The sequence below is a fragment of the Mesorhizobium sp. M4B.F.Ca.ET.089.01.1.1 genome, from assembly GCF_004022605.1.
In the GTDB taxonomy this organism is placed as follows: domain Bacteria; phylum Pseudomonadota; class Alphaproteobacteria; order Rhizobiales; family Rhizobiaceae; genus Mesorhizobium; species Mesorhizobium abyssinicae.
Genome location: NZ_RZOS01000117.1, coordinates 1 through 14,065, shown reverse-complemented (window position 1 = coordinate 14,065; position 14,065 = coordinate 1). Strand labels below are relative to the sequence as shown.

15 protein-coding genes are annotated in these 14,065 nt (G+C 64.7%); 7 read left to right on the top strand and 8 right to left on the bottom strand.

The genetic code is table 11. From position 1 onward, the window contains the following. From EN780_RS13840 to EN780_RS13805, 8 genes are all read right to left on the bottom strand, one after another. The coding region (locus EN780_RS13840) for an NAD(P)-binding domain-containing protein (RefSeq protein WP_348631257.1) at positions 1–295 on the bottom strand (295 nt) is incomplete at its 3' end. Between the two features lie 220 nt (positions 296–515). Next, complete coding sequence (locus EN780_RS13835) at positions 516–1,217, bottom strand: hypothetical protein (protein ID WP_128274300.1); 702 nt, start codon at positions 1,215–1,217, stop codon at positions 516–518. A gap of 101 nt (positions 1,218–1,318) precedes the next feature. Next, the gene (locus EN780_RS13830) at positions 1,319–2,950 is read right to left on the bottom strand and encodes a copper resistance CopC/CopD family protein (RefSeq protein WP_128274298.1); all 1,632 of its coding nucleotides are present in this window, start codon (positions 2,948–2,950) and stop codon (positions 1,319–1,321) included. Between the two features lie 54 nt (positions 2,951–3,004). Continuing rightward, entirely contained in the window at positions 3,005–3,526 is a 522-nt protein-coding gene (locus EN780_RS13825; protein WP_128274295.1) for a YcnI family protein, read from the bottom strand. 30 nt (positions 3,527–3,556) lie between these two features. Continuing rightward, entirely contained in the window at positions 3,557–4,102 is a 546-nt protein-coding gene (locus EN780_RS13820; RefSeq protein WP_128274293.1) for a copper chaperone PCu(A)C, read from the bottom strand. A 103-nt stretch (positions 4,103–4,205) separates the two neighbouring features. Continuing rightward, positions 4,206–4,556, bottom strand: a complete 351-nt coding sequence (locus tag EN780_RS13815; protein WP_128274292.1) for a DUF2946 family protein — start codon at positions 4,554–4,556, stop codon at positions 4,206–4,208. Positions 4,557–4,705: 149 nt separating this feature from the next. Then, on the bottom strand, positions 4,706–5,608 hold the full coding sequence (locus tag EN780_RS13810; protein ID WP_127282993.1) for a GntR family transcriptional regulator: 903 nt from the start codon (positions 5,606–5,608) through the stop codon (positions 4,706–4,708). A 57-nt stretch (positions 5,609–5,665) separates the two neighbouring features. Then, positions 5,666–5,875, bottom strand: a complete 210-nt coding sequence (locus tag EN780_RS13805; RefSeq protein WP_127282992.1) for a hypothetical protein — start codon at positions 5,873–5,875, stop codon at positions 5,666–5,668. Here EN780_RS13805 and EN780_RS13800 point away from each other — a divergent pair. The 7 genes from EN780_RS13800 to EN780_RS13770 form a co-directional block, all read left to right on the top strand. Continuing rightward, on the top strand, positions 5,856–7,361 hold the full coding sequence (locus EN780_RS13800; RefSeq protein WP_127282991.1) for an altronate dehydratase family protein: 1,506 nt from the start codon (positions 5,856–5,858) through the stop codon (positions 7,359–7,361). The two genes, EN780_RS13805 and EN780_RS13800, sit on opposite strands and share 20 nt — an antisense overlap. Positions 7,362–7,474: 113 nt before the next feature. Continuing rightward, positions 7,475–8,473 (top strand): aldo/keto reductase, encoded by a 999-nt coding sequence (locus EN780_RS13795; RefSeq protein WP_127282990.1) that lies wholly within the window; start codon positions 7,475–7,477, stop codon positions 8,471–8,473. 318 nt (positions 8,474–8,791) lie between these two features. Beyond that, entirely contained in the window at positions 8,792–9,787 is a 996-nt protein-coding gene (locus EN780_RS13790) for an ABC transporter substrate-binding protein (RefSeq protein WP_127282989.1), read from the top strand. A gap of 146 nt (positions 9,788–9,933) precedes the next feature. Then, positions 9,934–11,487, top strand: a complete 1,554-nt coding sequence (locus EN780_RS13785) for a sugar ABC transporter ATP-binding protein (RefSeq protein WP_127282988.1) — start codon at positions 9,934–9,936, stop codon at positions 11,485–11,487. Continuing rightward, complete coding sequence (locus EN780_RS13780) at positions 11,484–12,449, top strand: ABC transporter permease (RefSeq protein ID WP_127282987.1); 966 nt, start codon at positions 11,484–11,486, stop codon at positions 12,447–12,449. Before EN780_RS13785 ends, EN780_RS13780 begins: the two co-directional genes overlap by 4 nt. Positions 12,450–12,515: 66 nt before the next feature. Continuing rightward, a complete protein-coding gene (locus EN780_RS13775) occupies positions 12,516–13,532 on the top strand; it encodes a zinc-binding alcohol dehydrogenase family protein (RefSeq protein ID WP_128274290.1) in 1,017 nt (338 codons plus the stop codon). A 4-nt stretch (positions 13,533–13,536) separates the two neighbouring features. Then, a partial coding sequence (locus tag EN780_RS13770) for an amidohydrolase family protein (RefSeq protein WP_145970991.1) occupies positions 13,537–14,065 on the top strand: 529 nt, incomplete at its 3' end.

The window sequence follows — 14,065 nt, the reverse complement described above, 5'->3', positions numbered from 1 at the left end:
CCATGATGATGATCGGCCGCGGCGGCCGGATCGCGGCGGCGAGTTCCTCCAGGCTGTAGCAGGGCACAACCATGTCCTTCAGCGGCCCGGCGCTCTCGACGAAGGCGTCGGTGCGCGACGCGGTGCGGTTGAAGACGGCGATGCGGTGCCCATGCTCGGCGATGTTGAGCGCCAGGTTGGAGCCCATCGTGCCAAGGCCGATCAGGCCGATTTCGGCTTTTTCCATCGTTTCTTCCCTGCTTTCCGAATTTTGTTTGGTCGCGTTTTGCCGGGATGATTGACGGGCCTTTGCGATGGCGTCAACCGCCTCGCCGAATTGTGTTGCGTCCGCCTTGTGTGGGATTCAGGTCAAGCCGAGCCAGGAGGCGTCCCATGGGGACGATTTTTTCTCCAAGGGCCACTCCACGTTTGATCTGCGAGAGGCACATTGCCGCAATGGATTGCACTAGAAGACGGAGCGGCCCAGCGCGACTTCCCCCGGGTCAAGCGACGTTCCGGCGTCGGGTACTATCCTCTTACCAAGGACGATGACTAGGGCAACTCCCCCGACGGTATGTGGCCAGGATTGCATCCATGGCTTTGCTGTATTCGGAAAAGCTTGGAATGAGCCCCAATTCAATGGCCTGGGTGACACATCTGGCGCCAGCATCCGAGGAGTTTGCCTGAGACAGGCAATTTTTCAATTTTGCCATTGAAACCGGAGGGGGAGGATTGATTGAACTATAGCTGATCACGCCAGAACGAATGGATACAACCGTGACATCGCCCCTGTTCCATCGAGCAGGGTCAAAGATGTAGTTGAGCATGCGTTTGTCGTCAGGGTATTTTGACATACCGTAGATTGCCATGACAAACACATTGGCAAGTGCCTTGTCACCCGGATCAATTTTCGTATCCGAATCCGAGGCAGGGAGCTCGAGGTCTCCCCCAAGCTCCAAGGCAAGCTCTGAAAGGACTTCGCCATCGCCTTCTCGCGCCATGGGCCAAAGCAGCGCCCACTGCTTGTTACATTGGTTTTTGTAGTAGGACTCTACGGCAAACTTCAGGCGCTGCTCGCGGGTCAAACTCGGCTGCATCAAGCTTGTTTTACCTGTGCGATCGCATCCACAAACAAGAAAAAAGACCAGAAGACCGCAACATACTTTCACAATATACCGGGTCGATATGACCACTGATTCAATTGTTTCTTGCCAAGAAAAGCGCTCCGTCAACAGCATCACTCCGATCCCGAACACCTCAACGCATTGGTAAAAACCGGTGAACCGCATAAGGCGCACCGCAGCTTAAGTGGAAAACGAGAGCATAGCCATCTGGTATATTATTCGGCGCGGATGTCGATCGGCGCCTCTATCTTCACCACCTCGAAATCCGAAACCAGAATATCGAGCCGCGCCGTCCAGCGGCCGGGAACCGGGATGATCAGGTTGTCGACGCGCCATGTGCCGTCGCCCGGCTTCGTCGCCGGCCGCTTGATCGGCTCGATGCCGAAATCCGGCTTCGACAGCACCAGCGTCACCGCCTTGGCGTCGAGCGGCCCGAAATCGCCGCTCATGATCACCATCGACGCGGCGACCGGCCCGGCATGGCCGGGCGTGATGCTGAGATCGGCCATCGCTTTCAGCGTGTGGATGTGGATCGACACCGGCTGCGCGGCGGCGATCGCCAGCGCGCGCGGCGGTGGCGTGAAACGCCAGCCGGCGGCGACGGCGAAGATGGCGACCACGATCAGGACCTCGGCGCCGATCGAGCGCGCCAGCCGCCGCTGCACCTCGGTGGCGCCGGCTTCGGCCGGAGCCGTCAGCGTCCAGCGGTTGACGGTGGCGAGCGTGAACAGAAATAGGAGCAGCACCAGCTTGACGAGCAGCAGCCTGCCATAGGCGGTGTTGACCAGCGCCGACGGCGTCTGCACCTGGATGACGGCAAGCACGATGCCGGCGGCGGCAAGCACGGCGACGACCGGCAGGATCGCGCGCGAAAACCGGTGCAGGAAGAGCTTGGCCTCTTCCGACTGCTGCCTCACCGAAAGCCCGAGCGGCACCAGTGCGCCGGCCCAGAAGGCGATGCCCGCGCCGTGCAGGAACACCATCGGCCGCGTCAGCCATTGTGGTTCCGCCGCGCTGGCATGGCCGCTGGCGGCGAGCGCGGCGCCGACGCCGGCCAGTCCGGCAAGGGCAAGCGGCTTGCGGCCGCCGCGCGGCCCGGCCAGCGACAGCAGGCCGAGACCAAACGCGATCAGCGCGATCAAAACGGTCCAGCCGAAGCTGGTGGCGAACGCTGTCTGCCAGACCACCGGCTGCGCCAGCCGTGCAAGCGGCGCGCCCAGCGCATCGAGCCCCTGCAGCCCGAGCGACATTGGCGCGGCAACCAGGCCGCACAGGATCGCGCCGATGACGAAGCGCCGGCCGCAGCGTTGGTCCTCGGCCAGCCAGGCAAGCGCGAAGGCGCCGCCGACACCGAAAAACAGGCCGATATAGAGCAGGACCTTGCCGATCCAGATGGCCGACCGCAGGTCCCAGTCGACCGCCTCCCCAGCCACCGGCGGAGCGCTCGGCGCGCCGATGGAGAAGAGCACGGAGCCGCCGACCGGATGGCCGTCCTCCGAAATCACCCGCCAGCTCAGCACATGCGTGCCGGCTTTCAGCGTCTCGGGATTGTCGATCTCGATGGTCTGATCGTCGAGCCGGTAGGAGGTCAGGACAAGCCGAGTGCCGTCCGGCCGCACCAGGTTGAGCACCAGCGGCGACACCGGCTCGCTGAAGCTCAGCGAGAACCTTGCCGGGCTTTGCGCCAGCACCGCGCCGTCCACGGGATCGGCGTTGATCAGCGCCGCATGCGCGAAGGCGCGGTCCGGCAGCGCCAGAGCCGCAAACAGCAACAGCAGAGCCAGAAGCCGGGCAAAAAGCCGGGCGGCTCGCCAGTCGTCGATGCAGGTCCTTGGGGAAGCGCTCATGCCATCATCGCGAAGCAGGCGGCGCGCGCTGGAACGGAGCGCGCCGCCAGGAGATCATTTCTTCGGCAGCAGCTTGATGCCGGGCGCCGGATTTTCCAGTTCGTCCTCCTCCTGCCCCGCGGCCGGTATCTCGATCCAGCGCGCCGCGGCACCGCCGTCGCATTCCTGCACGACGGGGAAGTAGAGCATCTGGCCGACAGGCAGATCCGCCGTCAGATTGGCTCTGAAGACGAATTCGTCATAGAATTCGTCCGGCAGATTGCCGCCGCTCCAGTCGACCTCCTTGACGCCGGTGGTCAGCGTCTCGCCATAGAGCTGGTAGGACTTCTCGTACTTGCCTTTCTTGGTCTGCAGCGTCCAGCCGGGTTTCGGCATCGGCTTCACCGAGATCACCCCTTCCGGAATCTGCACGCGCACGGCGGTCGTCGCCTTGCCCTCGCAGCCATGCGGCAGGCGAAGCACCGCCTTGTAGGTCGAACCGACAGGCGCTTCCTGGGTTTCGAGCGTGACGTGGGCCAGCGCCGCATCTGTCCCGAGCGCGAAAAGCACGCCGGCCGTCAAAAGATACTTGTTCATGATTGTCCCTCGAGTTTGTGTGATTGCCGGTCACTCGGCGTGGTCCATGTCGGTGTCGCCGGTTTCACCCATGCCTTCGACTTCGAACTCGACGGTGACGCTGCCGGCCTTCTCGAAGGTGAGAGTCGCCGGGAATTTTTCGCCCTGCTTGGGCTGCCGCTTCAGCCCAACGAACATCAGGTGGTAGGCACCCGGCTTGAGCGCCACCTTGCCGCCGGGCGGGATTTCGAGGCCGCCGCTGACCGGGCGCATGGTCATGACGCCGTCCTTGACGCCCATCTCATGCAGTTCGGCCTTCTCCGAAATGTCGGAGGCAATCGCCAGCAGCCGGTCCGGCGAGCTGCCTTTGTTGATGATGGTGAAATAGCCGCCGGCGACCTTGGCGCCGGCAGGCGTGGCCCGCGACCAGGGATGCTCGATTTCGAGATCGCCAGCCTTGAATTCATGCGCGAAGGCGGCGCGAGCGCCGACGAACAGCATGGCGAGGGTGGAAAGGACGATGCCTAGGCGCTGCCAGCGCCGGGATCGGTTGCTGCGGCCAGACGCGCTGGCCTGCGTTGCGGTAAAGGAAAACATGGTTGCTCCATGATGCGGTGATCGCACCGCCGCGACGCCGCGGACGGTCCGATAGTTGGATGAATGCGCCCGCGAAAGGTTCCGCGAGACGAGCCGGGACGGATCAGGCCGTCGCTGGCGGCGCGCGCGGGTTCGATGGAGAGCGATCGCGGGCGAAATCGACATGGGTGAAGGCCGGCGGCGCGAACACCACGGCCTCGAGCACGAGGCTGCGGGCGAGAATACCGGCATCGGGCGGCGGCGCGTGGGCCGCGGAAACCATGCTGCAGCCCAGCACGCAGCAGGCCGGCATGTGCTGCTGGTGCGGATCGCTGCCGGGAAGCTGGGCAGCGCCCTCATGCGTGCAGATGACATTGCCGAAGGCGTCGAGCTGCGCGGCGGCTGGCCCGGCCGCGAAGGCGCCAAGCGCCGACTGGAGCAAAAGCATCAAGGCCGCGACGAACGCGACCCTCATGCTCCATCGTCTCCGCCGGATGTCCAAGCTCTGCCTCTCCATGCAGCAACGGCAGATACCTAGCATGCGGCCAACCGAGCGAAAATCGCCAAATCACGGCTGCGGCAACGCGGCGCGACCAATGCGTATCGCCGTGACCCCGGCGCGGCTCAGGCGTGTTGCGGCTGCCGCCCTTCGGGGATCGAGGTCAGCAGTGTCTGGCGCGCCGACTTCAGGTGTTTGCGGCAGGCGGCGTCGACCCTGCCGAGATCGCGCGATTTCAGCGCCGCGATATAGGCCAGATGTTCCTGGACGGCGACCTCGTTGCGCTCGCGCTCCTGCGCCTTGTTCCACTGGTAGTGATAGTGGAAGATCATGGCGATGACGTCGTAGAAGTCGACGATGAAGCGGTTGTGCGAGGCGCGGTGGATCAGCCGGTGGAAGCGCTCGTCCAGCTCGGAAAACGCGGTGAAGCGCGTGGCAATCTCGCGCGCCAGCTGGTGGTGCTCATCCTCCAGCCGGTCGAGATCGGCCCAGACCGGGCTCTCCTCGGGCAGGGCGGCAAAAGCGGCCGCCGAGCGCAGCTCGAACATCTCGCGGATCTCGGTCAGCTCGATCGCGAAAGCACGGGTAAAACCCTTCAGCACCCAGTGGCTGTTGCGTCGCTTCTCGATCAATCCGAAGCGGGAGAAGCGGATCAGGAATTCGCGCACGCTGGTGGTGCCGACGCCGATCTCGCGCGCCAGCTCCAGCTCGTTGATCTGCATGCCGGCCTCGGCGCCGCCGGCAAGCAGCCGGCGCATGAAGGAGCGCTCGATGATCTCGGCCAGCGTGTCGGTCTCCTCCTCGGGGAAGAAGTCGTCCGGCCGCGGCGCCCTGAGCACGGTCTTGCTACGCTTGTTCCAGGCGATCAGACCGGTTTCTTCCATGCGCGCCAGGATGCTGCGCACCGTGGTGCGGCTGACGCCGAGCAGCGTGCCGAGCTCCGGTTCCGACGGCAGGCTCTGCGTCTCGTCGAGCAGCCTGAGGCAGCGGTTGTAGGCGTCCTTGTAGACGTTGTTGCTTTTTGACATCCCCCGCCCCGTTGCGCGCCGGCGCTTGCAGCGGTCGGCCTGAAGCGCGATATGGTCCTAACGCATGCTGCCGTAAAGCGGAATCGCTTTCAGACGCCGGCCGGCTGGCCTTCGCATCCGCAAGCGCGCGGCGCTCTCGCGAAAAAACAATTGACGCAAAAATGTTTTTTCACGATAAAAGACATTATCCATTAACTGACGCGTGTCAATCCGCCCACGCACCCAGGAACATCCCAGGAAACCGCCCGTGAACGCCGCAAACAGCATCCTCCTGTCTCCCGCCGACAATGTCGCGGTCGCCAATGGCCGCATCGAGATCGGCGCGGCGCTGCCGGGCGGCGCTGTCGCCGTCGCGGTGATAGAGCCTGGCCACAAGGTGGCGATCAAGCCGATCGCGACCGGCGAGGCGGTTGTGAAATACGCGCAGGCGATCGGCCGCGCCACGCAGGACATCGGACCCGGCGAACATGTCCACTCGCACAATCTGATCTTCGAGAGCGGCCGCCTGCCGGTGGTGCCGCCGAGCGAAGCCGAGCACGCGACCGAGGCCGACCGCGCCCGCACCTTCATGGGCTATCGCCGCGCCGACGGCCGCGCCGGCACCCGCAACTTCATCGGCATCATCGCCAGCGTCAATTGCTCGGCCACCGTCTGCCACGCCATCGCCGACGAGGCCAACCGCACGCTCTTGCCGAAATACCCGGGGATCGACGGCTTCGTGCCGATCGTGCATGGCCAGGGCTGCGGCATGAGCGGCACCGGCGACGGCATGATGGTGCTTCACCGGACACTCGCCGGCTATGCCCGGCATCCGAATTTCGGCGGCGTGATGATGGTCGGGCTGGGTTGCGAGGTCAATCAGTTGACCCTCTACGGCCAGAAGGGCGTCGCCGCCGGCAAGCGGCACTTCAACATCCAGGACGCCGGCGGCTCGCGCAAATCGGTCGAGAAGGCGATGGGCGTGCTCGCCGAGATCGCCGAGGAGGTCGGTCGCCTCGAGCGCGAGCCGATCCCGGTCAGCGAGATCGTCGTTGGCCTGCAATGCGGCGGCTCCGACGGCATGTCCGGCATCACCGCCAACCCGGCGCTGGGCGCGGCCGTGGACATCCTCGCCGGCGTCGGCGGCATCGGCATCCTGTCGGAGACGACGGAGATCTACGGCGCCGAGCATCTGCTCGCCTATCGCGCGGCAAGCCCCGAGATCGCGGCCAAGCTCGACGGCTATGTGAAGTGGTGGGAAGACCACGTCGCCAAGCACGGCGCCTCGATCGACAACAACCCCTCGCCCGGCAACAAGCGCGGCGGCCTGACCACCATCCTTGAGAAGTCGCTGGGCGCGGTCGCCAAGGGCGGCCAGACGCCGCTCAACGGCGTCTTCGGCTATGCCGAGAAGGTCACCGGCCACGGCCTGGTGTTCATGGACACGCCAGGCTACGACCCGGTCTCCGCCACCGGCCAGGTGGCGGGCGGCGCCAACGTCATCGTCTTCACCACCGGCCGCGGCTCCTGCTTCGGCTGCCGGCCGACACCGTCGATCAAGGTCGCCACCAACTCGACCATGTACCACCAGATGGAAGAGGACATGGACGTCAATTGCGGCGTCATCGCTTCCGGCGAGAAGACCATCGCCGGCATGGGCCGCGAGATCTTCGAGCTCATCGTCGAGACGGCGTCCGGCCGCAAGACAAAGAGCGAGGCCTTCGGCTACGGCGACAACGAGTTCGTGCCCTGGCACCTCGGCGCGACGCTCTAGACATCAACTCGAGCAATTCCAGGAAAAGGCGTGAAGCGGTTTTCCGTCCGGGATTGCGTCAAAACAAACAAGACATCGGCCGGCTGACGGATAGCCGGCGCGGGAGGCTTTGCATGAACAAGCGCCGGATCGGCACCACTGCGCTCGAAGTCAGCGAGATCAGCTTCGGCGGCGCCGCGATCGGCGGGCTCTACCGGGCCTGTCCGCGCGAAGCGGCGATGGAAACGCTGCAGACGGCCTGGGACGGCGGCCTGCGCTATTTCGACACCGCGCCCTTCTACGGCTTCGGCCTGTCGGAGCGCCGGACCGGCGATTTCCTGCGCCAGAAGCCGCGCTCGTCCTACGTGCTGTCGACCAAGGTCGGACGCCTGTTCCGCCCCGTTCCGGCCGACCAGGTCCCCGACCATTCCTACGTCGATCCGCTGCCCTTCGCGCTCGACTACGACTATTCCTATGACGGCATCATGCGCTCGGTCGAGTTCAGCTATGCGCGGCTTGGGCTGAACAGGATAGACATCCTGTTTGTCCACGACATCGGCACCTACACGCATGGCGTCGAGCAGACGAAGCTGCATTTCCGCCAGTTCATGGATGGCGGGTTGAAGGCGCTGGAGGAGCTGAAGTCGTCCGGCACGATTTCCGCCTATGGGCTTGGCGTCAACGAGGTGCGCATCTGCCTCGATGTGCTCAGCCGGGCACCGCTCGACTGCATCCTGCTCGCCAGCCGCTATTCGCTGCTCGACCGCAGCGCCGAGGCCGAACTGCTGCCTCTCTGCCGGCGGCGCCAGACGTCCCTGATCATTGGCGGCGTCTTCAACTCCGGCATATTGGCGACCGGTCCGGTGCATGGCGCGCATTTCGATTACCAGCCGGCGAGCAAGGATATCCTCGACCGCGTCGGCGCCATGGAGCGGATCGCGGCCGATGGCGGCTACCCGCTGGCGGCCGCCGCCTTCCAGTTTCCATTGCATGAACCGGTCGTGGCCTCGGTCCTGACCGGCACGGCCAAGCCGGCCAACCTGACGCGCAATCTGGAACTGCTCGACGTCGAGGTGGCGCCGGCGGAATACGCCAAATACGATCCCTATACGGTGGTCCAGGAACTCGGCTGATAGGCGGAGCTCCTGCCCGGCTCCCTGCGCTACATGGGCCGGGGGAGTTCACGATCGAGAGAGAACATACATTCCATATTGACACATGGGTGGAATTAATATTCCATCTCAAATTCGGGAGGATCGGAAGCGTTCGAACGCAGCGACGGCAAACGCAAAGGCCGTCGCGCAGACGTGACGAAACAGCACTTGCGTCGACGGGGTCGATGCACTATCAACAAACGGCAAATGTTTTTTATTGATAAAGTTCTGTTTGGGCCGCGCCTATCCGAACGGAGCTTCCGTAACCTTCACCGGGCGATCTAGGGAGGAACCCTCATGAAATTCGTGACCAGCATTCTCAACCGCCGCGCTTTCGTCGCGCTCGCCGCCGCCTCGATGCTCGCCGGCGCGCTGCACACGGCGCCGGCCTCGGCGGCGGACGTGACCATTCCGATCATCGTCAAGGACACCACGTCCTTCTACTGGCAGATCGTGCTCGCCGGCGCCCGCAAGGCCGGCAAGGACCTCGGCATCAACGTGCCGGAGCTTGGCGCGCAGGCCGAGACCGACGTCAACGGCCAGATCTCGATCCTCGAGAATGCCGTCGCCGGCAACCCGGCCGCCGTCGTCATCGCGCCGACCGAAGCCAAGGCGCTCGGCAAGCCGATCGACGAGGCCGCCACCAAGGTCAAGGTCATCGGCATCGACTCCGGCGCCGACTCCAAGGCCTTCACCTCGTTCCTGACCACCGACAACGTCCAGGGCGGCCGCGTCGCCGCTGACGGACTTGCCGCGGCCATCGGCGAGGCTAATGGCGGCAAGGTAGAAGGCAAGGTTGCGCTGATCACCGCGCTGCCGGGCGCCGGCTCGCTCGAGCAGCGCGCGCAGGGCTTCAAGGAACAGCTCAAGGCGAAATATCCCGGCCTTGAGCTGATCGCCGACAAGTATGCTGACGGCCAGGCCACCACCGGCCTCAACATCGCCACCGACCTGATCACCGCCAACCCGGACCTGAAGGGCATCTTCGCTTCCAACCTGATCATGGCGCAGGGCGTCGGTCAGGCGATTGCCGAGAACAACCTGGCTGGCAAGGTCGGGCTGATCGGCTTCGACAGCGACGAGAAGCTGATCAAGTTCCTCAACGACGGCGTCATTTCCGGCCTCGTCGTCCAGGATCCGTACCGGATGGGCTATGACGGCATCAAGACCGCGCTCGCCGCCTCGAAGGGCGAGAAGGTCGAGGCCAATGTCGACACCGGCGCCAACCTGGTCACCAAGGCCAACATGAAAGAGCCGAAGATCGACGCGCTGCTCAATCCGAAGCTCGACTAAGCATCGCGATAGGCGCACTGTTTCCGGGGCCTCGCAGCCCCGGAAACACCAGCACATCCGGGGATCCGCTGGCTTGAACTATCTTGACGATACGGCTGCGCCGCATCGTTGCGTGCCAATCTTGAGGCCAATCTGGGAGGATTGTCATGACGTCGACGGCGCAGGACCTGCACCCCGCCCCCACGCTGGAGCCCGGCAGGACGATCCTCGAACTGCATGGGCTTGAAAAGCGATATCCCGGCACGCACGCGCTGAAGCCGGTCAACCTCGCCTTCAAGTCCGGCGAGATCCACGCCATCGTCGGCGAGAACGGCGCCGGCAAATCCACCCTCATCAAGCTTCTCACCGGTGTCATGCCGCGCACCTCCGGCGACGTCATCTGGGAGGGCAAGCCAGCGGCGCTGGCGACCCCGCACGAGGCGATGGCGCTCGGCATCAATGCCGTGCACCAGGAGGTCGTGCTCTGCCGCCACCTCACCGTCGCCGCCAACATGTTCCTCGGCGAAGAGGATTCCCGCTTCGGCATCCTGCAGCAGCGGGCCATGGTCAAGGAAGCGCAGAAGATCATCGACGGTCTTGGCTTCGACCTGCCGGCGCATGTCGTGCTCGGCGATCTCACCATCGGCCAGCAGCAGCTGATCGCCGCCGCCCGCGCCACCGTGCGCGGCACCAAGTTCCTGATCTTCGACGAGCCGACCGCCTACCTCACCCGCAAGGAGGCCGACCAGCTTTTCAAGCTGATCCGCCGGCTGAAGGGCGAAGGCGTCACCATCATTTACATCAGCCACCGCATGGAGGAGGTGTTCGAGCTCGCCGACCGTGTCTCGGTGCTTCGCGACGGCACCCTGGTCGGCACCCGCAACATCGCCGAGACCAGCGAGCCGGAGCTGGTCAAGCTGATGATCAACCGCTCGATCGAGCAGATCTACCACAAGGAACATTTTACGCCGGGCGCGACCATCGTCGAGACACGCAACCTCTCCGGCAAGGGCTTTGAGAATGTCTCGTTGACCGTCCGCGCCGGCGAGATCGTCGGTCTCTACGGCCTGATCGGCGCCGGTCGCAGCGAGTTCGTCACCACCCTCTACGGCCGCCACCGGAAGTCAGCAGGCCAGATCCTGTGGGAAGGCAAGGAGGTGCAGGTCAACTCCGAGCACGATGCGATCCGGCTCGGCATGGCGCTGGCCCCGGAAAGCCGCCGCGACCAGGGCCTCTGCCTCAACCTGCCGGTCGGCCTCAACCTCAACCTGCCGATCTACAAGCGCATCTCGAACAATCTCCTGATCTCCAACACGCAGGAGAAGGTCGAGGCCGATCGCCAGATCGCCGGCCTGAGGATCAAGACGCCGACGCGCAACGCGCTCGCCTCCAGCCTGTCGGGCGGCAACCAGCAGAAGATCGTCATCGGCAAATGGCTGGCGCATGGCGCCAAGCTGTTCATCTTCGACGAGCCGACGGTCGGCGTCGATGTCGGCACCAAGGCCGAGATCTACCGCCTGTTCTCGACGCTGTTGTCCAACGGCGCCGGCATCATCCTGATCTCCTCCTATCTGCCGGAGGTCTATGAGCTCGCCGACACGCTGCATGTGTTCCGGCGCGGCAAGCTTGTCGCCACGCACGGCTTCCGCACCGCCGACCACGAAGACATTCTCTCTCAGGCGCTCGCCGAGAAACAAGAAAAACAGGGAGGACAGAAATGAGCACCGAGGCGATCGCGGCCGAAAAGCCGAAGCGCAACTACAACGCCCTCTTCGGGCTGACGCTGCTGGCGCTGCTGGTTCTGTTGTGGGTCATCCTGTCGGTGTCGACGCAGAGCTTTGCCTCGGCCAACAACATCTCCAACCTGCTGCGCCAGGGCTCGATGATCGCCATCCTGGCGGTCGGCCAGACCTTCGTCATCATCACCGGCGGCATCGATCTTTCGGTCGGTGCTGTGGTCGGCTTTGCCACCGTCATCACGGCGATGCTGATCAATGCCGGCGTACCGGTCTTCGCCGCCATCCTGATCACCCTGCTGGTCGGTGTCGCCATCGGCCTGTTCCACGGTTTCGGCATCGTCAGGATGGGCCTGCCGCCCTTCATCATCACGCTCGCGACGCTGACCTCGCTGCGCGGCATCGGCCTGTTGATGACCAACGGCAATTCGATCTCGATCAACAACGACGCCTTCCAGGAATTCTCGCGCAATTCCTTCGTCGGCATCCCCAACCTGTTCTGGATGGTGATCCTGGTCGGCATCCCTGCCTACATCTTCCTCCACCACAGCCGCTGGGGCCGCTACCTGTTCTCGGTCGGCTCCAACGCCGAGGCCTCGCGCCTGTCCGGCGTCAATGTCCAGCGCACCATCTACATGGCCTATACGCTGTCCGGCCTGTGCGCCGCCTTTGTCGGCGTGTTGCTCGCTTCGCGCATCGGCATCGGCAATCCGACCCAGGCCGAGGGCTGGGAATTGCAGGCGATCGCCTCGTCGGTGATCGGCGGCACCTCGCTGTTCGGCGCGGTCGGCTCCGTGCACGGCCCGCTGCTTGGCGCCTTCATCCTCGCCACCATCAACAACGGCGCCAACCTTTTGAACGTCAACGCCTTCTGGCAGCGCATCATCACCGGCGTGCTGATCATCGTCATCGTCTATTTTGACGGGCTGCGCCGCCGCGGCAAGTAAGTTCCCTCCCAGTGCCGCTGGCCCCGCGAAAGCGAGGGCCGGCGGCATAAACAATTGGATTGAAGCATGAAAGCAGTCGTCTGCCGATCGCCCGGCGAGCTCGTCCTCGAAGACCGCGACGAGCCCGGCGCGCCGCCCGCCGGCTGGGTGCGGGTGGCGGTCAGCCATGTCGGCATCTGCGGCACCGACTACCACATCTTCGAGGGCAAGCACCCGTTCCTCGCCTACCCGCGCATCATGGGCCACGAGGTCTCCGGCACGGTTGCCGAAACCGGCGGGGGCGTCGCCCTGAGCGTCGGCGAGGCCGTCATCATCAACCCCTATCTTGCTTGCGGCAAATGCATCGCCTGCCGAAAAGGCAAGCCGAATTGCTGCGTCAGGATAGAAGTGCTCGGCGTCCATCGCCACGGCGCCATGTGCGAGGAGATCCTGGTGCCGGCGCAAAATCTTTACCCGGCAAACGGCCTGTCGCTGGCCGATGCCGCCGCCGTCGAATTCCTGGCGATCGGCGCGCATGCGGTGCGCCGCGCGCTGACCGAATCCGGCGCCCGCGCGCTGGTCATCGGCGCCGGCCCGATCGGACTTGGCACCGCGCTGTTTGCCCGCATCGCCGGCCTCGACGTCAGCCTGCTCGACATGAGCAGCGAGCGCCTTGGCTTCGCCGAAAGCGAGCTTGGTTTCGCCGCGCTCGACGGCTCGCGGCAGGCGGCGGCCGATCTGGTGCGGAACGCGACCGATGGCGAGGGCTTCGACGTGGTCTTCGACGCCACCGGCAACACGCAGTCGGTGCAATCGGCCTTCGCCCATGTCGCGCATGGCGGCAGCCTCGTCCTGGTCAGTGTCGTCAAGGACGACATCACCTTCTCCGACCCGGAATTCCACAAGCGCGAGATGACGCTGATCGGCAGCCGCAATGCGCTCCGCGCCGATTTCGACCATGTCGCCGCCTCGATCCGCAACGGTGCGGTGCCCATGGCAAAGCTCGTCACCCACCGCACGAGCCTTGCGGGCACGCCGCGTGATCTCGCAAGATGGGCGCATGAGAAATCCGGTCTGATCAAGGCCGTCATCGAGATCGGGTAGGACAATGCAGAGGATCGACGCGCACCAGCACTATTGGCAGATCGCGCGCGGCGACTATTTCTGGATGGGGCCGCACGTCGCGCCGATCATGCGCGACGTCTTCCCGGCCGACCTCGCGCCGCACCTCCAGGCCGCCGGCATCGCCCGCACCGTCGTCGTCCAGGCGGCGGCGACCGTCGCCGAAACCGAATTCATGCTCGACCTCGCCGACAAGGACGACAGCATCGCGGCCGTGGTCGGCTGGATCGATCTCGAAGCCGACGATGTCGAGGCGACGCTGCGACGGCTGGCGGCGCGGCCGAAGTTTCGCGGCATAAGGCCGATGCTGCAGGACATCGACGACACCTTCGATATTTTGAAGCCGAAGCAGCTCGCCGCGCTGAAGCTTTTGCCGAAACTCGGCCTGCGTTTCGACGCCCTGGCGCAGCCGCGCCATTTGCCGGTGGTCGCCGCACTCGCCGACCACATGCCTGACCTGCCGATCGTCGTCGACCATGCGGCAAAACCCTTCATCGCCAAGGGCATCCTAGAGC